This window comes from Hymenobacter latericoloratus, from assembly GCF_014199535.1.
GTDB lineage: Bacteria > Bacteroidota > Bacteroidia > Cytophagales > Hymenobacteraceae > Hymenobacter > Hymenobacter latericoloratus.
This window is the reverse complement of record NZ_JACHNV010000005.1, coordinates 23,017-49,407: the sequence shown is the minus strand read 5'-3', so window position 1 is coordinate 49,407 and position 26,391 is coordinate 23,017. Positions and strand designations below refer to the sequence as shown.

16 protein-coding genes and 1 pseudogene are annotated in these 26,391 nt (G+C 62.0%); 3 read left to right on the top strand and 14 right to left on the bottom strand.

Annotated features, from left to right (window positions below; genetic code table 11):
• Positions 1-123 precede the first annotated feature (123 nt).
• A complete protein-coding gene (locus GGU46_RS15925) occupies positions 124-1,362 on the bottom strand; it encodes an MFS transporter (RefSeq protein WP_246399061.1) in 1,239 nt (412 codons plus the stop codon).
• Positions 1,363-1,423: 61 nt separating this feature from the next.
• Positions 1,424-1,699 (bottom strand): helix-turn-helix transcriptional regulator, encoded by a 276-nt coding sequence (locus GGU46_RS15920; protein ID WP_183404559.1) that lies wholly within the window; start codon positions 1,697-1,699, stop codon positions 1,424-1,426.
• A 1-nt stretch (position 1,700) separates the two neighbouring features.
• Here GGU46_RS15920 and GGU46_RS15915 point away from each other — a divergent pair.
• A pseudogene (locus GGU46_RS15915) lies at positions 1,701-1,916 on the top strand (aldehyde dehydrogenase family protein); the annotation flags it as partial.
• A gap of 179 nt (positions 1,917-2,095) precedes the next feature.
• On the top strand, positions 2,096-2,437 hold the full coding sequence (locus GGU46_RS15910) for a hypothetical protein (protein ID WP_183404558.1): 342 nt from the start codon (positions 2,096-2,098) through the stop codon (positions 2,435-2,437).
• 346 nt (positions 2,438-2,783) lie between these two features.
• Here GGU46_RS15910 and GGU46_RS15905 read toward each other — a convergent pair whose 3' ends face one another.
• Together GGU46_RS15905 and GGU46_RS15900 are read right to left on the bottom strand one after the other, a co-directional pair.
• Positions 2,784-3,260, bottom strand: a complete 477-nt coding sequence (locus GGU46_RS15905) for a nuclear transport factor 2 family protein (protein WP_183404557.1) — start codon at positions 3,258-3,260, stop codon at positions 2,784-2,786.
• Positions 3,261-3,359: 99 nt separating this feature from the next.
• Positions 3,360-3,956, bottom strand: a complete 597-nt coding sequence (locus GGU46_RS15900; RefSeq protein WP_246417700.1) for a YMGG-like glycine zipper-containing protein — start codon at positions 3,954-3,956, stop codon at positions 3,360-3,362.
• Positions 3,957-4,087: 131 nt separating this feature from the next.
• Between GGU46_RS15900 and GGU46_RS15895 the strand changes: the two genes are divergently transcribed.
• A complete protein-coding gene (locus GGU46_RS15895) occupies positions 4,088-4,393 on the top strand; it encodes a hypothetical protein (RefSeq protein ID WP_183404555.1) in 306 nt (101 codons plus the stop codon).
• 87 nt (positions 4,394-4,480) lie between these two features.
• Here the strand turns inward: GGU46_RS15895 and GGU46_RS15890 are convergent, their stop codons facing one another.
• The 10 genes from GGU46_RS15890 to GGU46_RS15845 form a co-directional block, all read right to left on the bottom strand.
• Positions 4,481-5,404, bottom strand: a complete 924-nt coding sequence (locus tag GGU46_RS15890; RefSeq protein WP_183404554.1) for an alpha/beta hydrolase — start codon at positions 5,402-5,404, stop codon at positions 4,481-4,483.
• Between the two features lie 41 nt (positions 5,405-5,445).
• Positions 5,446-8,514 (bottom strand): DUF6493 family protein, encoded by a 3,069-nt coding sequence (locus GGU46_RS15885; protein WP_183404553.1) that lies wholly within the window; start codon positions 8,512-8,514, stop codon positions 5,446-5,448.
• Positions 8,515-8,579: 65 nt separating this feature from the next.
• Positions 8,580-9,920 carry an SWIM zinc finger family protein gene (locus GGU46_RS15880; RefSeq protein ID WP_183404552.1) on the bottom strand — a complete coding sequence of 447 codons (1,341 nt, stop codon included), beginning with the start codon at positions 9,918-9,920 and terminating at the stop codon, positions 8,580-8,582.
• Positions 9,921-10,241: 321 nt separating this feature from the next.
• The gene (locus tag GGU46_RS15875; RefSeq protein ID WP_183404551.1) at positions 10,242-13,469 is read right to left on the bottom strand and encodes an efflux RND transporter permease subunit; all 3,228 of its coding nucleotides are present in this window, start codon (positions 13,467-13,469) and stop codon (positions 10,242-10,244) included.
• A gap of 186 nt (positions 13,470-13,655) precedes the next feature.
• Complete coding sequence (locus GGU46_RS15870; RefSeq protein ID WP_183404550.1) at positions 13,656-14,816, bottom strand: efflux RND transporter periplasmic adaptor subunit; 1,161 nt, start codon at positions 14,814-14,816, stop codon at positions 13,656-13,658.
• 222 nt (positions 14,817-15,038) lie between these two features.
• A complete protein-coding gene (locus tag GGU46_RS15865; RefSeq protein ID WP_183404549.1) occupies positions 15,039-16,391 on the bottom strand; it encodes a TolC family protein in 1,353 nt (450 codons plus the stop codon).
• Positions 16,392-16,785: 394 nt separating this feature from the next.
• The gene (pbpC, locus tag GGU46_RS15860) at positions 16,786-19,167 is read right to left on the bottom strand and encodes a penicillin-binding protein 1C (protein ID WP_246399059.1); all 2,382 of its coding nucleotides are present in this window, start codon (positions 19,165-19,167) and stop codon (positions 16,786-16,788) included.
• A 75-nt stretch (positions 19,168-19,242) separates the two neighbouring features.
• A complete protein-coding gene (locus GGU46_RS15855; protein ID WP_183404547.1) occupies positions 19,243-20,019 on the bottom strand; it encodes a protease inhibitor I42 family protein in 777 nt (258 codons plus the stop codon).
• A gap of 151 nt (positions 20,020-20,170) precedes the next feature.
• Positions 20,171-20,461: a hypothetical protein gene (locus tag GGU46_RS15850; RefSeq protein ID WP_183404546.1), complete on the bottom strand. Its 291-nt coding sequence runs from the start codon at positions 20,459-20,461 to the stop codon at positions 20,171-20,173.
• A 188-nt stretch (positions 20,462-20,649) separates the two neighbouring features.
• The gene (locus tag GGU46_RS15845; protein WP_183404545.1) at positions 20,650-26,259 is read right to left on the bottom strand and encodes an alpha-2-macroglobulin family protein; all 5,610 of its coding nucleotides are present in this window, start codon (positions 26,257-26,259) and stop codon (positions 20,650-20,652) included.
• Positions 26,260-26,391 lie beyond the last annotated feature (132 nt).

Sequence of the window (26,391 nt, the reverse complement as noted above, 5' to 3'; positions counted from 1 at the left end):
GGTGCTATAATCAGATTACCAGTAGTTCTCCTCCTGCTTTAGTGCCCCCCATAATCTTATCCGGGCGTTGGGGGGGGGCAGCTACAGTGGGGCAGAGCCCGCCATTATCCGTGTGCTACCCTGCTAGGGCCGCGCGCCCGCCACCTGGCCGTAAAACCGGTTGGCAAGGTAGGCCAGCACCACAAAGCCCAACCCCACGCCGCACACGCCCAGCCAGTGGAAATGGTCCCATGCCAGGCCGCCCACGAAGGAGCCCGTGGAGGCCCCGATAAAGCAGGCCGTCATGTACACCGTGTTCAGGCGGCTGCGGGCCTCGGGGCGCAGGGTGAAGATGCGGGTCTGGTTGGAAATGTGGGTCATCTGCTGCCCGATGTCCAGAATCACTACCCCCGCAATCAGCCCCAGCAGGTAGGTGCCGCCGAGGCCCAGCAGCAGATACGCCCCCAGAAACAGCAGAATCCCGAGGTTGAGGGCGTAGTCGGCCCCTTTCGTGTCGGCCGATTTACCGGCGAAGGAAGCGGCGAAGGCCCCGCTGGCCCCAATCAGGCCAAACAGCCCGGTTACTTCGCTGCCGTAGCGGTAGGCCGGGCTTTCCAGGAAAAACACCAGGGTAGTCCAGAAGGCGCTGAAGCCGGCAAACATGCAGGCGCCCACCAGGGCCGAGCGGCGCAGCACCGGCAGCTCGGTAGTAAGCGTACCCAACGACCTGAGCAAGCTGCCGTAGCTGCCGGTAAACTGGGGCTGATTGCGGGGCAGCATGCGGGCCAGAATACCGGTGAGCACCACCATCACGCCCGCGCCAACCCAAAACATGGTGCGCCAGCCAAACTGGGCGCCCACGTAGCCGCTAATAGTGCGCGACAACAGAATGCCAATCAGCAACCCGCTCATCACTTTGCCCACTACCCGCCCGCGCTCCTCGTCACTAGCCAGCGACGCGGCCATGGGAATCAGGAGCTGAGGCACCGCCGAGAAAAGGCCAATGAGCAGGCTGGCCGCTGCCAGCAGGGCAAACGTAGGGGCCACGGCCGCGCCCGCCATGCACGCGGCGGCGCACAAAAGCAGCACCAGGGTCAGGCTTTTTCGCTCGCGCTTGTCGCCCAGGGGCACCACAAACAGCAAACCCAGCGTGTAGCCCACCTGGGTGATGGTAGCCATCAGGCTTACCCGGCTTTCCGATAGGTTAAACGTGCGGCCAATTTCGGCCAGCAAAGGCTGGTTGTAGTAAATGTTGGCTACCACCAGCCCGCAGGTAATGGCCATCAGCCACACCAGGGCGGGGGCCAGGGGGAGAGGAGGGGGACTAGAACGGGTATCGTCCTGAGGCACGGGCCGGGTGTCGGCCGCTGCTAGGTGTGTCATGAGGCAAAAAACCGGCGGGCGCTGGCTGGCAGCCGCCTAAGTGGCCTCCGATAACAGGATTTCAGGCCGGAAGGTTGTCGTGCTGGCTCCGGGCCGCCGGCCGGGGGAGCAAAACCGAGGCCAGCCGAAGCGCCATGCGGGCCGCTTTTCGGGCCACGCCCGCACAATACGGGCGCTTATACAGGTCCGGCGTTACGCCTTGGTACTGCTTGAACAGCTTCGGAGAATAAGACGTGTTGGGGAAGCCCGCCCGGTAGCACACGTCGGCCACGGTTACCAGCAGACTGCGCCGCAGGCGCTTGGCTTCGGCCAGCCGCTCCTGAATAATGTACTCCACCGGCGTCTGGACCCGCGACGCCCACGAACTCTACTAGGCGCCCCGCGCCATTCAGGCCGGCCGCGTGTGGGTCAACTGCTACCCCGCCGACGCGCCGTTCGGCGGCTACAGGCCCTCGGGCTACGGCCGCGAAAACCACAGGATGATGCTCGCGCACTACCGCCAGAACAAGAACATGCTGATTTCCTACAGCCAGCAGAAGCTGAGTCTCTTCTAAGAGGGTAGCAAGCCGCTTTATCCTGTTAAGAAACAGTTTTTTCAGCGCAATAAAGCCCTCGCTTTGCTCAGGGGAGCAGCGGTAGGTAGCAAACGGGCCAGCGGGCTTTACTATTTCGGCTGCGAACAGGCTGGCATCAGGCAAATTGCGTAAAATAGTATCCGCTTATTCTATTCGCTATGAAACGAGCCGCTTTGCTTCTCATACTGGCTAGTGCAGCTTCGGTAGCTCAGGCCCAGCTTTTACCCGTTCCCGGTAGCCAAAACCCCGACTGGGTGCTGGAAAAGGCAGATGCCCCGAAGCCCAGCCCCTCCGTGCTACCGCTCAGTTCCAACCGAATGCCGAATGCCGCCCAGAAAAGTATTACCAGCAGCGGCAACCGCCACTACTGCTGGGATGCGCAGCAACAAGTGGCGTACGAGTGGGTGAGCCAGCCGGGCCAGGTGGCGCCCGACCAGCGCGTGACGGTGCACCAGCAGCGGACGGGCACGGCCTACGTCTATCGGCGGCGGGCCCGCTAGCCTAGTTCCGCTGGCTACTTAACTCGCCTGTTCCGGCTTTGCAGCTTCGGCCTTCGAGGGCCCTTCGCTTGATGGAAAAGGGGAATTCCACGTAGAAAAAGCAGCGCCGCTGGGCGATATTCCCGTCCTGGCTCCGCCGGTGCCCGGCTCTTTTGCCTAAAAAGAGCAAATAGCCACTGGTAAGTCCATCATCGGTGCCGTTACCGGCAAGATGGAAGGCCCCTTAAGCGGTAGCAAGCCGATTACGGAAATCTAATAGCGCTATCAATCCAATACAATAGCAAAAAAGCCCCGGCCAGAAGATGGGCGGGGCTTTTTGCGTAGAAAGCGAGCTTACGGCGGATAGCTAGTTGCTGATTTTTACCGGCAGGCCTTCGAGCTGCACGTAGCTCAGCTTCCAGGCGTTTTTCTTATTCTTCTTCCAGAGCAAAATGAAGTTGCCTTCGCCTTCGCCGCTGGGCTGGCCGGGGGCCTCGGGCAGCACTTCCGTAGAGAAGGTGCCCGCCTCGTAGGCCGTGTTGGCATCGGTGCCGGTGCTGGTGCCGTAAAGTTTCAGATCAGCAATAGTGCCGAGGGTAGCGCGCACCCATTTGTCCGACACTTCCGACTTGCCATTGAAGCGGGTAGCGCCCTGGGCGTACTGCACGTCGTCGGCCAGCAGCGTGTCGAGGGCGGCGGTGTTTTTGGCGTTCCAGGCCCCGATAAACTGCTGGTTGAGGCTTTTTACATCCACGGCGGCAGCGGCGGCATCATCGGGCTTGGGCGCCGAGCAGGAGGCCAGCAGAGCGGCACTCCCAAGCAGAAAACCAGAAAGAGGTTTCATGGGAACAGAGGTTAGGTGAGGGCTGAAAAAGAAGAGAGGATAGGCAGCAGAAAGCCCAGGCCCGGGGGCCTGGGCTTAGAAGCTAGAGCAAAAATAGGATTACCAGCTCTTGCGGCGCACTTCCGAGGTAGGATAGGCCGCGTCGCGGGCGCCGTAGTTGTTGTTCGGCAGGTAGGCCGAGCTCATGGACAGGGCGGCCGGAGCACCGGCCGGAGCACCAAAGCTGTTCATCATAACGGGGGCGGCAGCGGCGGCGGGCACGGCAGCGGCGGCCAGGGCCGTGTTGTTTGCCTTGGCCTTGGCAGCACCCTGGGCCAGGCCCGCGCGGTAGGCGGCCGCGCGGCGCTGCTCAGCCCGGCGGGCGGCGGCTACGCGGGCCGCTTCAGCCTTGCGCTTGTTGTCGGCATTCTTACCAATAACGTAGCCGAGGCCCGCGCCGGCCGCACCCCCCACGGCACCACCTACTACGCGGTTTTTCTTGTTGATGATGGCACCAGCGGCGGCACCACCCAAACCACCAATGACGGCCCCTTTGGCGTGGGAGCTAATCTTACGATCCTGCGCAAAGCTGGTAGCAATGGCGGAGAAGAACATTACCAGGGCGAGAAGCAGACTTACCTTTTTCATGGCGAAGAGAAGTTTAGGTTCGGTGGGCTGGTTGAGCAGTAGCCCTGCGCTCAGTTTTACAAGCACCATGCCAATACGGGCAAAAGTCGGGACAGGTTTAGCTCGGCAGTAGGGCGAAGGGAGGCCTCTGTTTTGGACAGGTGAAATGTTGAAAACATGGTGTTCCAGCCAATACGGGCAGTTTTTGCGTACAGCGCCTCATGGAAGAAAAATTTCTTTTTCAGGTCGATAAAAATTTTTCGCTGCCGGGTTTGGGCGTGCTGCTGTTGCCTGCATCCGGGGTGCCCGAGCTGCAGGAGTTAGCCCTGCACACGGCCCTCAGAGTCAGCCTGCGCTACCCCACCGGCCCCGCTGAAACCGCCCTTGCTACCGTGGAAGAAATAGCCCGCACCGAAATGCCCCTCATCCGGGGCCTGCTGCTGACGCAGGCGGGCGCTGCTTCAGGGCCTGCCGGCGCGCAGGTCTGGTGGACGGGGGCGGAGGTAGGCTGGGAAGAGCTGCTTTGAGGTGCGCCAGACCCATGCGCCAGGCGTAAGCCAAAACGGGTATCAGCCTGAGCGGGAGCAAAGAAGGAGGGGATGGTTTCCCGCCTTCTACCTGCTCTGGCCCAGCCAGCCGCCGGCCGCCAGCCAGTTCTGCAGGCGGTCGGTCCAGTTGTCTTGGGTGGTTTTGTTGTGCATGCCGAAGCCGTGGCCCCCCAGCGGATAAAGGTGCATCTCCACGGGTACCTTATGGTGCAGGCAGGCTTCGTAGAACGCCAGGCTGTTCTGCACTTTCACCACCTGGTCGTCTTGGGCGTGCACCAGGAAGGTAGGCGGCGTTTGGGCGGTCACCTGCAGCTCGTTGGAGTAGCGCTTGATTTGCTCACCCGCGGGCTTGTCACCCAGAAGATTCGTGCGGGAGCCGGCGTGCATGAGGCTATCCGACAAGCTAATCACCGGGTAAATCAGCATCAGAAAATCGGGGCGCACGGTGGTTTTGTCCTTCGTATCGCCGACGGGGGTAGTGAAGTGGGTACCCGTGGTAGCCGCCAGGTGCCCGCCGGCCGAAAAGCCCATCAGGCCCACCCGGCCCAGGTGCACCCCAAACTCGGCGGCCCGCTGCCGCACCAGCCGCAGGGCCTGCTGGGCATCCAGCAGCGGGGTAATGGATTTGTCGGTTTGGCTTGCGTCGAGGGGTAGGCGGTATTTCAGCACAAAGGCCGTAATGCCCATGTCGTTGAACCGCCTTGCTACGTCGTGGCCCTCGTGGTCCATGGCCAGCATTCCGTAGCCGCCGCCGGGGCAGATGATGACCGCCGTGCCGTTGGCTTTGGCCGCTTTATACACCGTGAGGGTGGGCTGTACTACCTGCGAAACGCGCGGGCTGCCGTCGGGCCTCCTTGTGACGGCTTCGGCCGTTGGGCTCGGCTTAGAGTTGGGCACCGCGCCCGCATATAATGGAATAACAGGGTGCGTTTGGGCCATCACCACAGAAGAAGTCAGGTTAAGGAGAAGGGAAAGCAGAAAGGCGCGCATTATAAGAACCACGGGAAGAGTGAGAGGTAGAAAGCAACTATTTACACCGTAAGTAAGCTAGCGGCGGCCTTCCTGAGGGCCGCTGACTGGCTCCAGGCCTGCAGGTGCTGAGCAACCGGGGCCGGCACTACCCGGGTGGTCCGCTGTTGCACATCGGTGTAGGCTTCCAGCAGCTTGCGGGTGTTGCGCAGAGGCGTGGCCGTTGGCAATAGCGGCAGCAACTCGTCCAGCACCTGGCCTACCGCATCGTCTAGCAGGGGACTGATGGCGCGGGCCTGGGCCAGGGCGTCGCTGAGGCGCTGCACCGGTGCAAACCCTACCGCCAGCAGCTTGCCCAGTATTCTGCCTAGCGCATCCGGCACTAGCCGGCCCGTATCAACGGAAGCCAGCAAAACCTCCAGCGCTACGGCCCGGCCTGCCGGGGTAGAATGCGTGAGCCCTAGCGCCAGCAGCAGGGTAGCCGGCTCGCTGAAGGCCGGTCCCGCCGCCAGAAGTGCGTGCAGCGCCGTTTGAATTACCTCCCGGGCCGTAGTATCCGAGTTATCCGTCCGGCAGCTCAACCGGATCAGGTGCCAGTACAGCGGGTCGGGGTTTTGTGGAAACAGGGAAAGCAAAAAAGGTAGCTCCAGCTGCAGGGAGAAAAGTGAGTACCAGCCAGTAGTGGACTTGGGCGGCTGCACGTAGTAGGAATACAGCAGCAAGGGGTTGGGCAGTCCCTGCGGCACCGGAGGAGTATGCACCAAAAGCTCCTGCCACGTATTCGTCACTTCGGGGTGCTGCTTGTTCCAGCTTTGCTTGTAAGTGTGCGTTTTCTGCTCGAAGTGCCACCCCGGAAGCCAGGGCTGAGCCACGCCGGGGTAGCTGGCCACGGCGGCCAGCGCCGGCAACTCCTGATAGGGCAAACGTGTGCGGGCCGCCACCACCCACAGCCACGGCAGGGACTCCGCCAGGGGCGGGGAGGAATCCGCAGCCGGTGTGCGTTTCAGAAACGGAATCAGCTTGCCCAGCCGTTCCGTTAGCTCGCGGGCTATGGGCTTGCCAGGGGATGGTGCCACCTGCAGGGGTAAGGCGGCGGGCTCAGGTTGGGGGGCCAGGTACCACTCGAGCAGGGCGCGTAGTTCCGGATGCTGCAGTTGCGGGAGCAGCAGGCGGGCAGCAGCGGCATCATCGGGGGCCGTGGCGGCGGTGCGGGTCAGGGCCAGGGCGAGGTCGGCGGCAGCAGGTTCTGCGCTGGCGGCCTGGTAGGCCAGCAGGCGCTGCACCAGCGCGGAGGGCGCCACCCAGTGCGGAGCGTGGCTTGGCGTACTGAGCAGGGGTAGGGCGGGACTGCCGGTGTGGAGGCGTTGCTCAAGCGCGGCCAGGCGGGCTTGCTCTACTAGCAGCAGCGGGTCGGGGGCGCTATACTGCTGGGGCTGCAGGTTGGCACGCGGCACGTTGCCCTGGGTAAAGCCCTGGTACCAGCTAATCAGCAGCGCAACAAGCAGCTCCCGGCGGCCCTGCCGAATTCCGCCGAACGAGTAGGTGCGGAAGTACTCCCGGATTTCGTCGTCGGTCTTGTTTTTAAGCTCCGAAGAGGCCGTCTGCACGATATACGGTCGCAGCTGTTGGGCGTAGTCGGCGGGGTAGTGGCCGCGCAGGCGCCCCAGGCCATCAAGCCACCGCTCCACCCTGACGGGGCTGTTGTGCTGTAGCAGCTCGCCGGTCAGAAACAGCAGTTCGTGCCAGTCACGCACCGGAGCAATAACCGTAGCCTCTGAAATATCGGGGGTGAAGCCGGTGGCCGGCGCGTAGGCGGCAGCCAGCGCCGTAGAGCTGCCGGGCGTGGGTGCGGTAGTCAGGTACGGTCCCAGCAGGGTGCGGGCAGCCGGCGTCAGCAGGTCGGTGTAGAGGCTAATAGTATCGGTGGTTTCCGCTGCCTCCGCGGCTGTCAGCAAGGGTTTCCGGGCCCCGAGAATGGTTTTGAGCAGCTTGGCGGCCCGCTCCTGTACGCTGGCATCGGCACTGGTAAGGGCCGTGGTGCTGAGCCGGCTCAGGGTTGGGGCCAGGGTAGGGTCCTGCTTAAGTAGTTTTTCCAGGCCATTGAACAGCGTGCGCAGGCCCGTTTTCAGGTCCTGGCGGGTAACCAGCGCATCGGCGTACAGCAGCAGGGCGGCGGCATCGAACGCCGGCTGCGTCCACAGCTCTTTCAGCTGATCAAGCGCAAAGTTAATGACCAGCGGCAGCGGGTGGGCCAGCAGATCAACTAGTTCGGTTTGCCGGGCCAGCCGCTCGGCGGGGGTAGGCTGCAGGGCCAGAAACAGGTTCTTGAACCACGTCAGCAGGGGCCGGCGGAAGTCGCGGCGCAGAGCCAGCAGGCAGCGGGTCAGCACCTCCGGGCGGTTCAGGTGACCCGAAGCAACCAACCGGGGCAGCAGAGTCAGCCAGTTAATCAATTCCCGGTCTTTCCCGCTGAAGGTGCTGTCAGAATCCACCAGACTGTCATAATCGAACAGCAGGAGCAGGTCGCGCTGCAGTAGGGTGGGGTCCTCTTGTAGCTGCTGCAGAATCTGCTGGTCGTAGCCGTCAATATCGGGTTTCTTATAGGTGTTGCGCAGCCAGTTATAGCGGGTCAGCTGGTGAGCTACCGATTGAGTGAACAACCACGGGTCGTGGGCCAGCAGGTTCCGGTCTTCCAGCTCCCGCAGCTGTTTGTAGGATAGAACAGCCCATTGGTTCGCGCGGGTAAGCCGCACCAGCCACTCCGCCAGCCACGCGGGCCGGGCCTGTTCCAGCACCGTCATAAACTGCTCCTGGTGCCCCTGCGGGTCGGGGCCCCGATCAGAAAGGTGCCAGGGCAGCGAGAAGCTGCGGGCCTGGGCCTCTTTGCGCGAGTAAGTAGCCAGGCCGGCAAAGAAGAGCATCATCTCCTGCTCCGGCGTGATAACCCGGCGGTACTCGCCCAGGCCTGACCGCCCATGCGTTTTCTCGTAGCGGTCCAGCTCCCGGAGCAGGCTTTTTGTTTTCTGGCGCACCGCCACAATGTCGGAGTTGCCCAGCGCCCCCAGGAAGGGCACCAGCTCCCGGCAGCTTTGGTGGCGGATAATGTGCTCGAAGGTTTCGGCAGTAGTCATAGAATAGCAGAGCCTACGCAGCCGCAGATAGGACCGCGTTTAAGCAGACAACGGGGGTAGGGAATTTAAGCGAATTGCATTTGAGCCGCCAGAATATGCTTGCAAGGGCCACGCTGGCCCTGGTGCTCACTAAACCAGGTGCAGGTGCATTGGGGCGGTTGCGCCCCACCTACCAGTACCGTGTGCCATACGCCCGTACCGCGCACTCGCGCCTCGGTGCGCCCGCCTTCGCCCACACCCACCAGCTGCAGGCCATCGGCGGCGGCCAGCAGGGCCCGCGCGTTTTTCAGGCGCGGGTTCAGGCTGAGGATGCGCTGGGTTTTGAAGGGTAGGCGGCGGTAGAAATACTGATTTTCGGCCAGGTCGAAGCCCAGCAGCCCCATGGCCGAAAGGCTGGCGCAGAGCTTGTCCACGGTGTTGGGGTCGAGGTTGTTTTCGAGGGCGAAGAGGGTAGGGTTGAAGGTTTCGTTGCCCCGAAACAGGTTATTGGCACCCGCAATCCACTCGGTGGGCAATTCTTCCATCAGGGCATCCAGCTGGTTGCCTTCCCCCGAAAAGCCCCGCCACACATCCGCCGACAAGGCCAGCACAAACTGTTGCCCGCCGCCCAGCTCCAGCACAAAGGCCGAGGCCTGCCCATCAGGAGTAGCGTACACGCGCAGGGCTTCGCACAAAGGCAGCAGCCCCTCCAGGAGCCGCAGTCGGTGGGCGCCGCCCACCCGCACCGCCCCCGCCGTCGCCACCGGCGAGAAGCTGGGCCGGGGGCCGCGCAGCACCAGAAAAACGTCGGTTTTGGCAGTGCCGGCGGGTAGGCCCTGCACCAGCTGCACGGCCTGCACGCGGGTGAGACGCATCTTTTCTTCCATCAGGGCCAGGTAGGCCTGCACGGCGGTCAGGCCTTTAATCCAGCGCTCCGGCAGGGCTACTTTGCGCTCCGTCACGCGGCCCTCGGCCCGCTCCAGTACTACCTCTTGCTCACCCACCGACAGCAGCACCGGCTCGGTGCGCGAAATGCGGGCCAGGGCATTCACCATGGGCTCGTTGAAATCGACGTTGGTAGTGCCGCTGCTCAGAAACTCCCCGTCCAGGGCTTCCGGCCCCAGGTCCAGGCGGGCGTACACGCCATTGCACGAGGAAAATGCTTCGAAGCGCAGCAGCCCGGCTCCGGCCGTTACGATGGGGTCGCGGAGGGCGGCGCTCTGCGGCACGAACCGCGAGGCCACCACTTTAGCTAACGTGCTTAGCCCGCGGGCGGCTAGCCAGGAGTTACGTAGCCGCCCCCAGAAAAAGCAGGAAGTACCGGATTCAGCGGCATCCTCGGCGAAGGCAGACAAAAGCAAGGCATTGCCTTCCGGACGGGCTTCCAGCGCAGAAGGACGGGCATAAGCATAAGCGAAATCAGACATACGAAGCGGGGTAAGTTGGTAGCCTCAAGTTCGGTAATCCGCATTAGTTATGCTAATAATTTTAGTATAAAATTAGGTTAATATTAGCCTGCTTATGCTATTGAATTTAGTAGTGTAATGGATCTGCGCAATATGCCCTGGAGAGCCTAGCTACCAAGCTATATTGCTGGCGGTAAGGTAACTAAAGATGCTATTGGCGGCCGTAAGCCAGTTGTTACCAAACGAAAAGCCCCCGTGAAACCGATAGCTCAGATTAAGGAGTGTCGGTTTCACAGGGGCTTCCGGTTGCCTCCGGCAAATGGGTGGAGCGGCCAGAGTAGCCTAGGCCGGGCTGGGGGCGGGAGAGTGGTTGCCTTCGCCGGGGCCTTCTTCTTTGGGGCCGCCGTGTTCTTCATCGGGCTTATAGTTGGCTTCGAGCTCGGCCAGCTTCTCTTTGCCGTAAGCAAAGCGGGTGATGAGCACGTAGAGCACCGGCACAATAAAGATGGCCAGCAGCGTAGCCGAAAGCATGCCGCCGAGCACCGTCCAGCCGATGGTCTGGCGGCTTTGGGCGCCGGCCCCGGAGGCAAACACCAGCGGCAGCACGCCCAGGATAAAGGCCAGCGAGGTCATCACAATGGGGCGCAGACGCAGGCGCACGGCTTCCAGGGTAGCATCTACCAGGGGCATGCCTTTGTCCACCCGCTCTTTGGCAAATTCGATAATCAGAATGGCGTTTTTGGCCGACAAACCGATCAGCGTGATCAGCCCGATCTGGGCATAGACGTTGTTGGTGAGCTTGGGCAGGAAGGTAAGCGCCAGAATAGCCCCGAAGGCCCCCACCGGCACGGCCAGCAGTACGGAGAACGGCACCGACCAGCTTTCATACAAGGCCGCCAGAAACAGGAACACAAAGGCCAAAGACAGGGCGAAGATGTACACCGTCTGGCCGCCGGCCAGCAGCTCTTCCCGCGTCAGGCCCGAAAACTCGAAGCCGTAGCCCTGGGGCAGGCTCTGGGCAGCCGTTTCCTGCAGGGCCTTAATGGCGTCGCCGGAAGAGTAGCCGGGGGCCGCGTTGCCGTTGATTTCGGCGGAGCGGAACAGGTTGTAGTGCGAAATCAGGGGAGCTGACTCGGTGCGCTGGTAGCTGGTGAGCGTACTCAGGGGCACCATGCCGCCCGAGGAGTTGCGCACGTAGTACTGCCCCAGGTTGCTGATGTTGGTGCGGTACATGCTGTCGGCCTGGGTTACCACCCGAAAGTTGCGGCCGTACACCGTGAAGTCGTTCACGTAGGCCGAGCCCAGATAGGTGCGCAGGGCCGTGCCCACATCGGCAATGGATACCCCCAGTTTCTTGGCTTTCTCGCGGTCAATGGTAAGCTGGTAGCCGGGCGTATTGGCCGTGAAGAAGGAGAAGGGAGCCGCAATTTCGGGGCGCTTGCGCAGGGCCCCCAGGAAGTTCTGGAGCTGGGCATCGAAGTTCTTGATGTCGCCGCCCGCCTCGCGCTCCTGCAGAATAAACGAGAAGCCGCCCGTGTTACCCAGGCCCGGAATAGCGGGCGGCGAAATCACAACGATATTGGCTTCCTTCAGATGGCTTAGGCGCTGCTGAATGGTGGCAATCAGGCCCTGAAGCTGCAGCTCTTTGTCCTTGCGCTCTTCCCAGGGCTGGAGCTGGCAGAACACCGTGCCACTGTTTGATTTGGAAGAGAAGTTTACCGCGTTCAGACCACCCAGACCCGCGTAGTGCCGGATGCCCTTGATCTGGCTTAGCTCCTTCATAATGGCATTCAGGGTGCTTACCGTGCGTTCCGTGGCGGCGGCTTCGGGCAGGTTGAAGGTAATGATGACCCGGCCCTCGTCCTCGGTCGGGATAAAGCCGCCGGGCTTTTTAGCGAACAGCAGGCCCGTACCAGCCACAATGCACACCAGAATGACCACCACGAAGCGGGAGTGATTGATGCCGCGCTGTACGCCGTTGCCGTACTTGCGGGTCACCTTATCAAACCAGGTGTTGAACTTGTAGAACAGGCGGTCAACGCCCCGGGAGTTTTCGTCGCGCTTGTGGGGCTTGAGCAGCAGCACGCACAGGGCCGGCGTGAGCGAGAGAGCCACAAAGGCCGAAATCAGCACCGAAATGGCAATGGTAATGGCAAACTGCTGGTATAAGCGGCCCGTGATGCCCGGAATAAAGCCCACCGGCACGAACACCGCCGCCAGAATAAGAGCAATGGCAATAACCGGCGCCGAAATTTCGCGCATGGCCGCCAGGGTGGCGTCCAGGGGGCTCATGCCCCGCTCGTTCATGTTGTGCTCTACGGCCTCCACCACCACAATGGCGTCATCGACCACAATACCAATGGCCAGCACGAAGCCGAACATGGTGAGCGTATTGATGGTGAAGCCCAGCGGAATAAACAGGATGAACGTGCCGATGATGGACACCGGAATAGCCAGCACCGGAATCAGGGTGGAGCGCCAGCTCTGCAGGAACAGGTACACCACCACAATTACCAGAATCAGGGCTTCTACCAGCGTGTGCAGCACCTCTTCAATCGACACTTTCACCACGGAAGCAGCCTCGAACGGCACCACGTAATCGAGGTCGGCGGGGAACTGCTTTTTCAGCTGGGTCATGGTGCCCAGCACGTTTTCGTAGGTTTCCAGGGCGTTGGCGCCCGGGGCCTGGTACACCAGCAGGTAGGCGGCGCGCTTGCCGTCCACGTAGGAGTTGTTGGCGTAATTAAACTTGCCCAGCTCCAGGCGGGCCACATCCTTGAGGTACACCACCGAGCCATCGTCGGGGCGGGTTTTCACCACAATATCCCCAAACTCGTCGGTGGTGGTCAGGCGGCCCTTCACGAACACAATGTACTCGAACGTCTGGCCGCGCTGGGAGGGCGGCGCCCCAATGGAGCCGGCCGCAATCTGGGCGTTCTGCTCCTGAATGGCCGCCGTTACTTCCTGGGCCGTTACGCCCAGCTGGGAAAGCCGGTCAGGGTTCAGCCACACGCGCATGGAGAAGTCATCGGCCCGCGACACGATGTCGCCTACCCCCTTGGTACGCAGCAAAGCGTCCTTGATGAACACGTTGGCGTAGTTATCGAGGAAGGTGCTGTTGTGCGAGCCGTTGGGGGCGTACAGGGCCACCAGCATCAGAATGCTGGGGTTGCGCTTGCGCACCACCAGGCCCAGGCGCTGTACCTCCTGGGGCAGGGTAGGCTGGGCAATGCCCACGCGGTTCTGTACGTCCAAGGCGGCAATGTTGATGTCGGTGCCCACTTCGAAGTTCACCGTCATGCTCATCTGCCCGTTGCTGGTGCTGTTGCTTTGCAGGTAGGTCATGCCGGGCGTGCCGTTCACCTGCACTTCCACGGGCGTAGCTACCGTCTGCTCCACCGTTTGGGCATCGGCCCCGGTGTAAGTGCCGCTCACCGACACCGTGGGCGGCGTGATTTCCGGATACTGCCCCACGGGCAGATTCAGGATGGCCAGCACCCCCACCAGCACAATCACCAGGGAGGTGACAATGGCCGTGACGGGGCGCCGGATAAAGGTTTCTGCAATCATATCAGAAGGAATAGATGCGCTGCTGGGAGAAAAGCTGTGCTAGCTGCCCTCCTCGGAAAGGAGGGGCTGGGGTGGTTGATTTTCAGATTCAAAAACTAGAGCTAGTTATTGTGTAGGCGCTTCGGTCAACCACCCCCAATCCCTCCTTTTCCGAGGAGAGCAGCTAGCATAGCTCTACATTTTAGGTCACTTGGCGCCACCCGCGGCCGGGGCTCCTGCGCCGCCCTGGGCCTGGGCGGGCGGGCCGGTTTGAATCTGGCCGCCGTCGCGCAGGCGCTGCAGGCCTTCGGTTACTACCTGGTCGCCGGACTTGATGCCTTCCATAACGACGATCTGGTCGCGTAGGCGCGGGCCCAGCTGCACTTTGCGCTGGTAGGCTTTGCTGCTGTCGCCGGCCACGAACACGAAGTTTTCGCCCATCTGCTCTACCACTGCTTTGTAAGGAATGACGATGCGGCGGCCCGACTGCCGGTTGAGCACGCGCAGCACCGTGCTCATGCCATCCTTGAGTTGGCGCTGGGGGTTGCTGAACTGCACCCGAATCCGGACGGTACCGGTCTGTTGGTTTACGCCCCGGTCGATGGCCAGAATTTTGCCCGGCTGCTCATAGCGGGTGCCATCGGGCAGCACCAGCCGGAAGGTGGAGTCGGAAGCCCCGCCGCCCTGGCGCTGCAGGTCGTTGAAGCGCGTGAGGTCCGATTCCGTCACCACGAAATCAACCCCCATCGGGTCCTCGCCGCCAATGGTGTTGAGCAAGGTAGAGCCCGGGCTGACCTGGGAGCCCAGCCGCACCTGCGAAATACCAATGCGGCCCGTGAAGGGCGCCTTGATCAGGGAGTAGTCGAGGTCGGTGCGGGCGGCCGATACGCCAGCCTGGGCCTCGGCAATCTGCGCCTGGGCCGTGGCGTAGGCCGTGCGGGCGTTGTCCACTAGTTGGCGGGCCACGGCATCCTGCTCCAGCAGCCGCTCGTAGCGGTTCAGGTTTACGCGGGCGTTCTGGGCCGTGGCCTGGGTGCTGCGCAGGGCAGCCTGGGCCTGCTGGTAGGCGGCCTGGTACTTGCGGCGGTCTATTTCGTAGAGGGTTTTGCCTTTCTGCACCACGTCGCCTTCCTTAAAGAAGATGCCCGTGATAAAGCCCGCTACCTGGCTGCGCAGCTCCACGTTGTTGATGGCGACTACCGTGGCCGGGTACTCATCGTAGTACACCGCATCGGTTTCGCGGGCGGCTACCAGGGTCACGGGCGTGGCCGGCGGCGGACCGGCGGGCTTTTCGGCCTCTTTGTTGCCGCAGCCGGCCAAAGCCAGCAGGCCCGCAGCGTAAGACAAGGCAAGAACTGTGTTTTTCATATGGGGTAAGCAGGAGCGGCGGAAAGGATGCGTTGCTTGGGGGTAGGGGGTGTCAGGGTAGGAGGGCGTGAAGGTGTGAAGGTGTGGGGGTGCGAGGTGTGAGGGTAGGAGGGTAGGAGGGTAGGAGGGTAGGAGGGCTTTGTCATCAGAAGCTATACCCTCAAGCCCTCCTACCCTCCTACCCTCCTACCCTTACACCTCGCACCCCCACCCCCTCATGCCCTAAAACCCGGTTGGCAGATTGCCTTGGGCGCGCAGCAAATCCACTTTGCTGCTGAGCACCTGAAACAGGGCGCTGTAGTAGTTGAGCTGGGCCGTGCGCAGCGTAGTCTGAGCCACAATCACGTCGAGGTAGGTTTTGATGCCCTCCCGGTACTGCAGGTCCACCACGGAGTACACTTCCTTGGACAAAGCCAGGTTGCGCTGCCCGATGAGGTAGTCGGCGTAGTAGCCTTTGTAGCTGGCCAGGGCCTGCTCAAACTCGGTATTGATGCGGTTGCGGGTAGCCAGAATATCCTGGTCGAGGCGCTGGTCGGTGAGCCGTTCGCGGCGCAGGTTCTGGAGGCGGCGCAGGCCCTGAAAAATGGGCAGGCTCAGCTGCAGCCCCGCGTAGGAGTTGGGTAGGCGCTGGTTGTAGAGCGTGCTGATTTCGTTGCTCAGAAAAGCCGCGTTGTAGTTACCAAACGCCGACAAGGACGGCAGGAACCCCCAGCGGTAGTAGCTGATCTGGGCGGCCTGCAGGGCTTTCTGGGTTTGCAGCTGCTGCAGCTCAATGCGGTTGGCGGGGTCCAGGGCCACGGCCGTGTCCACGGCCGCATCCTGCATCAGCCGCAGGGTATCGTACTGCAGGGTCAGGGGCTGCTGCCCGCTCAGGCCCATCAGCTCCCGCAGGTACGCCGATTTCGCCTTGATGGCCTCCTGGGCCTGCTTGCGCGCCGCCACGGAGTTATTGAGCAGAATCTCAGCCTGCTTGTAATCGGTTTTATCCACAATGCCGGCTTCGTAGCGGGCGCGGGCATCCTTGAGGCTGCGCTGCAGGCGCACGATGTCTTCGCCCAGCACGTCCAGCTGGCGCTGGGAAAGCAGCACGTCGTAAAAGGCCTTGCTCACGTCGGTTACCACATCAATGCGCACGCCTACCGTGTTCTGCTGATAGAACTGCCTGGAGGGGCGGGCTGTGCGCAGGGCCAGGCGCACATCGTTGTTGTAGAGGGCCTGGGTGGCGGCCAGCCCCACGGTAGAGGTGTTTCTCAGGCCAATCTGGCGAGGCACGTTCACGCCTTCCGCGTTGGGAAACACCGTGTAAGGCAACTGGAAGTAGTGCTGCCCCGTGGCGTTGAGGCCCACCTGGGGCAGCCAGCCGGCCAGCCCAATGCGAATGGTGGCCTCGTTGGTTTCCTCATCGAGGCGGGCCTGCCGGAGCACCGGCTGGTTTTGCAGGGCGTATTGCAGGCACTGCTCCAGCGTGAGGGCGCTGGGCGGGGGCGGAGGGGAGGTGGGCTGCGCCTGCAGCCAGGCCGGGGCAAGCATAAACAGCCCAAGCAGCAAGCGGAGCGCCCGTTTCGTTTGTTTCATATTCGGGGTAAAGCAGCTACTACACCACGTAGCCAACGCACGGTAGGCGACTAATGGCAGCCGCCCGGAATCCAAACCATCAGGCGCAAGGACACGGCCTTTCGCCGCACCGCTGCCTGCCATCAGGGGGTATTCGGTGGGAAAATGAAAAGGGTTCTGAAATTCAGCGTAGTACTCATCCAAGATTATCCAAGATGAATAACAGCATGGTTTCAGGATTACAAGGCTGATAAACCGGGGTAGGACCGAAAGGTTATGCGGTCCGCAGAAATAAAATGTACCTCAACAGGTAGCACAGGGCACGTAGCGCCCAGCTACGCCGCGGGCGGTTTGGGCAGCAATAGGTAGCAGAACAGGCCCTAACGCCGAGCTGGAACAAGCCCGGCCGGCGGGCCTATTCCAGCTCGGTTACTGTCACCAGCACATCGGTGTTGCGGCCGTGGTCGTCGGCGCAGGAAACTTTCAGCGGACCGGGCGCCGGCCGGAAAAAGACCCGCTCCGTGGCCGCCGCCGTGCGCAGAAACCGGTCGTTGACGTACCAGTGCACCTGGCGCACCTCGTTGCCCGTGGTGCAACTGAGCAGCAGCTGTTGCTGCTCGTGGCGGTTGAGCACGTATTCGGTGTTGGGGGTAGGGGAAGTGATGGTGGGGGCCCGCTCCGCGCCCCCGCTTACCCGCTGGCATTGGGGGTTGTGCGGGGGCAGGCGGCGGTACGGGATACCCTGGGCCTCCTTAAAGGCCGCTACCTCGGGCAGCAGGTTCGGGAACAGCTCCCGCCGGTACCCCGCCGCCGGCGCGCAGGCCCGGCAATAGGCGCTGCTGCCATCGGCTGCTACCAGCACCTCGCGCTGGTGCTGGCACCGCTGCCCGTTGCTGACGCCTGGCAGGAAATAGTCGATAACCTGATCCGGACAGTTCTCGCCCGGCACCCGGCCCGATTCGGCGCACACCAGCCGGAAATCCAGCGCGGCCGGAGGCGTAAACCAGTTGTTGGGCGAGTTGTAGGCCAAGGCGTTGAACAGGTCGAACAGCAGGGGGGTAGCCACATCGGCGCCCGTGAGGGCGGGGCTGCCCTGGCCGCTGAAGTTGCCCACCCACACCCCAATGGTGTACTGCCGGTTGTAGCCAATGCTCCAGGCGTCGCGGCGGCCGTAGCTGGTGCCGGTCTTCCAGGCCACTTTGGGCAGCCGCATGCTGCTGGCCGCGCCCAGGGGCAAATCTGGGCGGGTAAGCTGGGCCAGGATGTCGGTGGTGAGGAAGGCGGCGGCGGGGGAAATAAGTTGGGCCTCACCCCCCGGCCCCCTCTCCTTCAGAGAGGGGGAGCCCGACGATTTGGTTCTGCTACTCGCGCCTAGCTCTTCCTCTTTGAAGGGGAGGGGGCCGGGGGGTGAGGTAAACTGCAGCGGACTATACTGCCCGCCCTCGGCCAGGGTCACGTACAGGTTGGTCAGCTCTTCCAGGCTCGCCCCGCAGCCGCCCAGAATGCTGCTCAGGCCCAGGCGGGCCCGGTTACGGGTAATGTTTCGGAAGCCCGCCTGGCGGAGTTTGTCGGTGAAGGCGGGCACGCCCAGTTGGTTGAGCACGCGCACGGCCGGAATATTGAGCGAATAGGCCAAGGCGCGTTCCAGCGTTACCTCGCCGTTGCAGCGCTTATCGAAGTTTTCGGGCCGGTAGCCCTGGAAGTTGGTGGGCACATCGGGCAGCAGCAGCTTGGGCGTAACCAGGCCCCGGTCCATAGCCAGGGCGTACAGAAACGGCTTGAGCGTGCTACCTGGCGAGCGGACGGCCACTACCCCATCGTTCTGGCCCTGGCTGCCAAAGTCGCGAAAATCGGCCGAGCCCACGTAGGCCTCCACCTGCCGGGTACGGTTATTCACCACCAGCACGGCGGCCTGGCTGATGCCCAATTCCCGGAGGCGGCGCACGTAGCCCAGCGTCAGGTCCTCGGCCCGGGCCTGCTTGCTGCGCTGCAAGCTGCTCCGGATGATGGCCTGGCCCGGGAACTGCCGCACCAGCCGCCGCGAAAGGTGGGGAGCCAGGGTGGGGGCCGGGTGGCGCTGCACGTCCAAGGGCTCCAGCAGGGCGTCGGCTACCTCTTCTTTCGGAAATAACCCGGCCTCGCCGAACCGCTTCAGCCACCGGTTGCGCTCCTGTAGCACGGCCGCGTTGTTCTTGCCCAGCACCAGGCCCCTGGGCCGGTTCGGGATGATAGCCAGCGTGACGGTCTGGGCCAGGGAGAGGTAGTCGGGCGTTTGCTGGAAGTAGAGCAGGGCGGCCGATTTCACGCCCTCCATGTTGCCGCCGTAAGGCACCAGGTTCAGATAAAGCTGCAAAATCTCGTCCTTGCTGTAATGCAGCTCCAGTTGGGTAGCGCGCAGCATTTCCAGTAGCTTGTTGCCGAAGGTGCGCTCCTTGGGTTCCAGCAGCCGCGCCACCTGCATGGTAATGGTGCTGGCCCCCGTGGTGCGGCCCGTGCCAAACAGGTTGCGGGCGGCGGCCTGCACCAGTGCCACCGGGTTCACCCCAAAGTGCCACCGAAACCACCGGTCTTCCTTTTCCAGAATGGCTTTGCGCAGCACCGGCGTAATCTCGCGCAGCTCGGTTTTCATCCGCCACTTCTGGGTGGGGTTGAGGTAGGCATGCAGCACCGAGCCATCGGCGGCCAGCACAATGGGCGAGTACCGGGGGGTAGGCGGCAGCGGGAAAAGCAGGTCGAGGCCCCCGGCCAACGCCAGGAACGCCACTACCCCCAGAAGAACCTTAAAAGCGCGTTTCATGCTACCCCTAACCCACGGCATTCAGCCATGGATTAGGGGTAGCAAGATAGAAAGCTGGCAGCGGTAGTGGTGCTTTTATCTGGGCGGCTCGGGTACTTCTACCTCCAGCTCAAAGTCGCGCTTGGGTGGGGCTTCGTTGTTGGCCGTGTTGCGGTAGAGGAAACGCAGCGTGGTTTTGCCGGGGTTTAGGGCCTGAAACTGAAAGGTCACATCTTCCTCGCCGCCCGCTTTAGCTTTCTTTCTCGGCTTCTTGGTGGGCGGGGTGGCCGCGGGCGGAATCAGTTGGATGACGCCGTTGGCAATGGGCATCACTTCCCACTGGTACTTCGAGCCGCCCGTGTTATCAAGCCGAATAGCGAGCTGGTCGCCTTTGTTTACTTTCACGCGGCTGCGGTTGCCGTACTCCGTGATGTTCACGTTTTTGGCTACGCCCGGCTTATCAATCGTCACAAAAACCCGGAAAAAATCGCCCAGCGGGGAAAAGCCCGTACCCGGTTGCGCCGACACCAGCGCCAGGTCGAGGCCCCCGGTGCCGGTTGCCTGAAAGTGAATTTCGAAGGTAGCCGGCGCCCCCGGTACGCCGCTGCTCAACCCCGGCAGGCTGTGGACCTGCGTCACGGTCAGTTGCCCCGGATACGTTTGGGTCAGGCGCCAGCCAAAGCGCGGTGAAACGGTCGGTAGCCGGATAACCAGCTGGTCGCCCACGTTCAACTGCACCTGCTTGCCATTGTCGGTGGCCGTGAGCGTGACGATGTCGGCCTGCGCAGGGGTAGGAAAAAGAAGGACTACGCACACCAGGAGCAGGGCGGTAGCCAGGCGCAGAAACAGAGAGAAGCACAGGGTAGGTTTCATGGAGCGGCGCCAGAAATAGAGTTCATCAACAGCAGCGCAGCCGGCCACTTAGGAAGCGCCGGCTGCGGTAGAAATTCTACGAATGCACAAGTAAAAGGCTGCAGTTGAGCTTGCTGAGCGAAGTTGCCTGGGATGCTACCCCCCCCCTCGCTTACTGAACCTGCTTCTCGCGGTAACTGCGCACCCGCAGCGTATCGAAGCGCTGCTGCAGATCCTCGGTGCTGACGAAGAATGCGGGGTTCAGGTCAGCGTCGCGCAGGGAATCGAGTAGGGCTTTGGCCGGCTCATATTGCCGTTGATTGATGAGAGCGTCAGCCCGGCGCAGGGTTTGTTGGCCCCGGGCCGCCGCTTCGGGGCTGTCTGCTTCCCGCGTTACGCGGCCCTGGCCATCGGTGCGGAAATAGAAGTAGTAGCCCATCCACAGAATCATGCCGATGAACATAACCAGGATGGAAATCAGAATAAGGCGGAAGTTGATTATGATAAAAAGTGAGGATGTAGTGTGAAAAAGAACGTCATGCTGAGCTGGTCGAAGCATCTCTACCTCTGGCTACCCCAATTGTGAGGACGGAGCGGTAGAGATGCTTCGACTAGCTCAGCATGACACTAACTTTTGTTATGCATCGAAAACTACCGCACCCGCACTATGCCGCTACCAGCGTAGCTGTGGTACTCGGCGTTGTACATGGCGTCGGCGCTGACGGGACCGAGCTTGAAGGTGCCTTTGCTCACGGCGCGGCAGAGGTAGTAGAACGACTTGGGCGCGGTGGTAACGGTAGTGAACAGGTTAATCCGGTCGTCGCGCACGTCGAGGTAGTCAGGCTGGGCGGCGTCGGTGGCCCAGGTCAGGTCACGCACGGCCCCGATGCGCGGGTTCTCAATTTCCAGGCCGGCGGGCAGTAGGTCCGTAATAGCCACGTTCTTTACCTCACCCGCCGTTTCCGCTGATTGAATAGTGATTTTAACCACTACCAGGTCATTTTGCCTAAAAGAGGTAGAGCCCACCGAGTTGCCGTTGCGGTCCAGGAACTGGCGGCGCACTTGCAGGTAGGCGTCTTCCTCGCGCACCTGGCCGGTGGGCGAAATGCCTTCGGTTTCCCAGAAGTAGTAGAGGCTGCCCTTGCCGCTGGTGCGCAGCTGCAGCTGGCGGTTGGCCACGTTGCTTACCGTGAGGTCTTTGCCTGAGAAGTTTCCGATGGCCTTACCGTCGGCCAGCAGGCTAGCTACCACGGTGCTACCGGCGTTTTTCTTCGCCAGCTTGCCGAGGGCCAGCAGTGCAAATGACCGTTCCTGCGTGTTGAGCCAGCCGGCTTGCTTTACCTGGCGGCTGAGCTGACGGGCTAGGGTGTTTATCTGCGGATTGGCGGGGTCGGCGGCGAGCAGGGCGTTGAGCACCAGGGCTTCGTCGCGGATGGGAGAGGAGAAGGCCCCATCGAGCTGGCGGCCGGCGATGCTGGGCGCGGCCCCGAAACGGGTGGGTACCGTGCTCTGGTAGCCGCGCTGGTTACCGCTCAGGGCGAAGGCCGCCGCCAGTAGGTAGCGCGAATCTTCGGCCAGCTGGGGGCGGTTTGCTTTGTAGTAGTTGAGGCCTACGGCATCGGGGCGGCCGGCCAGGGCCAGCACGTAGAGGGAGTAGGCTACCTCCTTCTTGGCCAGCGTGAGGGGGCGGATCACGCCGCCGGTCTGGATGATGTTGTAGGTGTCGGTTTCGCGCTTGCGCACCCGGGCCTGCAGGTAGCGCAGTACCCTATCGAGCACGTTCTTGTTCACGTCGAAGCCGGCTTGCTGGGCTTCCAGCAGGAAGTGAGCGGCGTAGGTGGTGGCCCACCAGTTATCGTAGTCGCCGCCGGGCCAGTAGCTGAGGGAGCCGTTGTACATCTGCTGGGCTTCCACCTTCCGGACGGCTTCCTGCACGTGGTAGTTGGGGTTGAACAGGCCCGCCTTACCGGTTTTGCCGGTTTTCTGGCCTAGCGTGGCGGCTAAGTCGCCGTAGTATAGCTGCGGGAAAGCGGCCGACACGGTTTGCTCCAGGCAGCCGTAGGGGTATTGCAGCAGGTAGCGCAGGTCCTTGGCAAACTCCGTCATGGGGGAGCGGCTCACCACCAGCTGGCTCCGCAGCGACGAAGGCAGGAAGTCGGTTTTCAGGTTCAGCTGCTGGGCTGCGCCGCCCGTCACCACGCCCGCTCCCGTGCGCTTCTGCAGTGGTGAAGCAGGACGGACGGGTATCTCGATGGTTTCGGTGAAAAATTGGTAAGGATCAGAAGATACCTTCGACTTCTTAGGCTGCGGAGCTCCTATTTGTCTAACCCGAGCATTCATGCTTATTCGAGAATTTCCAATGTGTGTTGCTGCTACTCGAAAAACAACACGTTGCTCTCTATCAGGCGCTAAGTCAATTCGAAGGCCATGCAATTCTTCCTCATATATACCTCTATCACTCTTGTTAGGGTCTAGGTCGTCTTTAGTCTGAACCCGAATCAGAGGATCTTCAGAAGAATGTATGGACGTGGATATTCTTACGCCACCTATTATTCGATACTTCGTCGTGTTTGTCAGCGTTACGGGCACGTCAATTGTGTCGCCGGGGCTGAGGAAGCGGGGGAGAGCGGTGCTGATGACTACTGGGTCAGCGACACGCATGGTGTGCTCAGCGGAACCGAAGGCGTCGTTCTTGTAGGCCACGGCCATGATGCGCACGGCGCCGCTGAACTGGGGCACTTGCAGCTTGTAGCGCACCTTGCCGCTGGCATCGGCGGTGAGCACGCCGCTCCATTTGGCGAGCAGCTTCACGCGGCGGTTGGGCACGGGCGTGGTGCGACGCGAGAGGTCGTAACCGTCGCCGCCGGTGCTGCTGGTCCCTAGTTCGGGCAGCAGAAAGGGGTAGACGTCGTAGGCCTGTACTTCCAGGGCGCGCTTCTGGTAAAAGTAGCCGTAGGGGTCGGGCGTGCGGTAGTCCTTCATCTGCAGGATGCCCTCGTCCACCATAGCCAGCGTCACCTGGGCGCCGGGGGCGGTGGTAACTTCAATGGTCTGGGCAGTTTGGGAGCGGCTTTGGGCAGAGGCTTTGATGGCCACTTGCAGCTTGGCGCCGGGCTTTTCTACCGTGAGCGGCACGAAGCCGCGGGCCACCGTGAGGGGCAGACGGTTGTCCTTGATTTCGCGGATGGCGGTGGCTGTCACGTACACGTTGGGCACGTGGCCGGTGCGAATGGGAATGCTCACGCGGGCCGACTTCTCGTCGGTGTTCACGTAGAAGTGGTCCAGCACCCGGTCCCGCTCCACCGTCACGAGCACGCGACCGGGGAAGGGCGTTTTCAGCAGGAGGTTAGCCGTTTCGCCGGGCTCGTACTTGGGCTTGTCGGCTTCAATGGTCACCTCACCTTCGTTGTTTACCTCGAAGGAGTTGCTCTGGGTGTCGCCGTAGCCGTAGGCGTACACCTGCCGGGCCACGTAGGTGACGGCCCCAGGCCGGGACACGCGGATTTCGTATTCGCCGGAGTAGGTGGGCGAGAAGCCCAGGTGGGCCTCGGCATTGCTGCCGCCGTACACCGGAATGGTGCGGTTTAGCACTACCTGTTCCCGCTTCTGCGAGTTGTACACGTAGCGGCCGCCCTGACGCTCAATCACCGTTTCCCAGAGCAGGCGCACAATGCGCACCTGGGCCTGAGCCTGGGTGGGCTTGCCAGCTGGGGTAAGGGCCACCAGCTGCACGGCCAGGGGCTTGCCGGTGCTCACCAACTCATTGGGGCTGCTAATGCCGAACAACACGGGTTGAGTTTGCACTTCAAAGGTAGCCAGCCGGTTCACGGGGCGGCCGGTTTCATCGAACACCGTTGTGAAGGCCGCGCCTTCCAGAGTACCGAGGTCGGTGTAATCGGGCACCTCGTACGTGGCCGTGCCGCGGCCGGCGGCATCCGTAGTGCCTTCGCGGGTGGTTTTCTCGAAGCGGTCGGAAATGGGCGTCGATTCCTGGTAGCCGTAGCCGCCGCGCCGCCGCTCGCCGCTATTAATGGCGAAGGTGTACTGCTCAAAGCCTTTGGGATTGAAGGCTTTTTCTTTCAAGGAAAACTCTACTTCAAACTTGCGGTCGGCGGCCGGCGGGCCGAACAGGTTCTGGGCCGTAATCTGGGCTGCAACGGCCTGACCGGGCTTCACTACAGCCCTGGAGGCTTTCACCGTTACCTTCATGCGGTCCGGAATAAATTCCTCCACCGAAATCTGACGCGAGGCTAGCAGCACGTCGTTACCGGTCAGTACTTCCATCGTGTAGAGGCCCGTCATCACGGCGGGGGGTAGCAGGAAACGCGCTTCGAAGGAGCCGGCTGCATTCAGGGTTTTCTGCAGACCGGCGTACTCCTTGCCGGTGGGCAGCAGCAGCCTGATTTTCACTGGCAAACCTTTGGGCGGCGCCTGCCAATCCTCGGTCCGGATGACGGTATTGGTCTGGATGGTGTCTCCGGGGCGGTACAGGTCCCGGTCGCCGTAGAGAAAGGCCTGGTAGCGGGCGGCGTTGCTCTGTAGGCCACCCACCTCAAAGCGGGAGGTTTCTACGCGGCTGCGGCTCAGGTCGAGGAAGGTGAAATCGTTGCCCTGTTGGGCCATCACCATGCCCAGCCGGAACCGGCCGTTTTGGGCGGTGCTATCGAATTTTGCTACACCCTCGCCGTTGGTAAGGCCGGTGCCCATTACCTGGTTGTTGGTACTGATAAAGCGCATTTCCACGCCGCTTAGGGCCTTGGCGTTGCGGATAGAATTGGCAAATACCAGCGTGCTACCGGCCTTGCCCTGCTTCACAATCAGCCCAATATCCGACACGGCCACCAGCTTGCTTACCTGTAGCCACTGCCGCTCGGTGTCCTGCACTTTAATGATGTAGAGGCCCTTCAAGCCACCGGAAAACTCCAGGTCCTTCAGATTCAGGTTCAGCAGCCGCAGCCCCTGCGCCTTCGGCAGCCCCGACACGGTGTAAGTGCGCTCCGTGAGTACGTTGCCCAGGTTTTCTACGTCGTAGTATTGGTAGGAGCGGTCCACGTATTCGCCCTCCTCATCCTGGTCTTCATCACCAGAATATTCTCCGTCGTAGCCGGGGTAGCCGTACTGGGTGCCGCCGCGCAAGAGCTGCTGGATGTTGTTGGCGTAGACCTTGGCAATGGTCACCTTCACCTGGCCTACCTCGTTGATGCGCACGCCCAGGTTGCGCCCACCCAGGGCATCGAGGTACATGGCCTTTTCAGCACTGGCGAAGCTGATGGTCGGCCGCTCATCGGAGAAGCTTACCGTTTGGGTAAAGTCCTCGCTTAAATGACCGCCTAGGCCACCCCGCAGCCCCTGGCGCAAGCTCACCTGGTAGCTCTTACCCACCTCGAAACCGCCCTTGAGTCGGAAGCCGCTTTCCAGCTCCTCCACCTCGTAGGCCACCTGCGGCGACACCGATAGGGCATTTTGTAAGTCACCCGTGGTTACTGGTTGGCTGGTCAGGATGGTGATGACGGGGTCGGCTGACTGCAGGGTACCGGTGATAGAGCGCACCTCCAGGGCCTCCGGGTCGGGCACCTGCACCTGCTTTTCGTAGTCGGCGGTAGAGGCCTGGTCGCTACCCTGGGCGCGCAGACCCTGGCCCAGCGCTACCGTGAGGGGGCTGCCGGGGCGCACCTGTTGGTTGAGGCTCACGCGCACTACCTGGCCTGGCTCTCCGCTCACCTCAAAGGCCACGGGCTGCCCGTCCTGGGTCACGCGGAGCAGGGGCTTTACGTCGGCGGGCTTTACGCTGTAGTTGAAGGGTAGCTCCACCCGCATTTCAGCCGTGCCCGCCGCCCGCTCCGAGCGGCCCCAGAAGGCCTGGGGCTCCTGCAGCTGCAGGTAGGGCGTGTGGAATTTCTGGCGGTTCTCGGGCAGCTCTACGTTGCGTTTGCCCTCCGGCAGGGCCTCTTTTTGCAGGGTGGCCTTGAAGGCGGTGCTGGGTTTAAAGGGCGTGGTGGGCGAGAAAATCAACTCCCGATCCGAGGTCCACTTGAACTTGCCGCGCATGGCCGGCTCAAACTTCACTACCTGCACCGTATCCCAGCGGTCCTGCTGCTCCGGGTTGGCCACGGCATCGGCAAACTGAAACACCAGATTCTGGTAGGGGTCAATTTCCTCGCCGTTGGGGTCCAAAGTGGCATCGGAGCCCGACTTAGAGCAGGCACACAGCAAAGCCAGCAGCACCAGCAGCGGCAGGCGAGAAACGGAGCGGAATAGCATGGATAGGGAGGAGGTAGAAAGGACGCCGGAAGGTATAGAAAAACGGCGTTTCTGCTATGTTTTGTATAGGTTTGAGGAAGGGATAAATACTAATAAGGACAGTCTGACATGAATGGAGTGCGCATATATCAT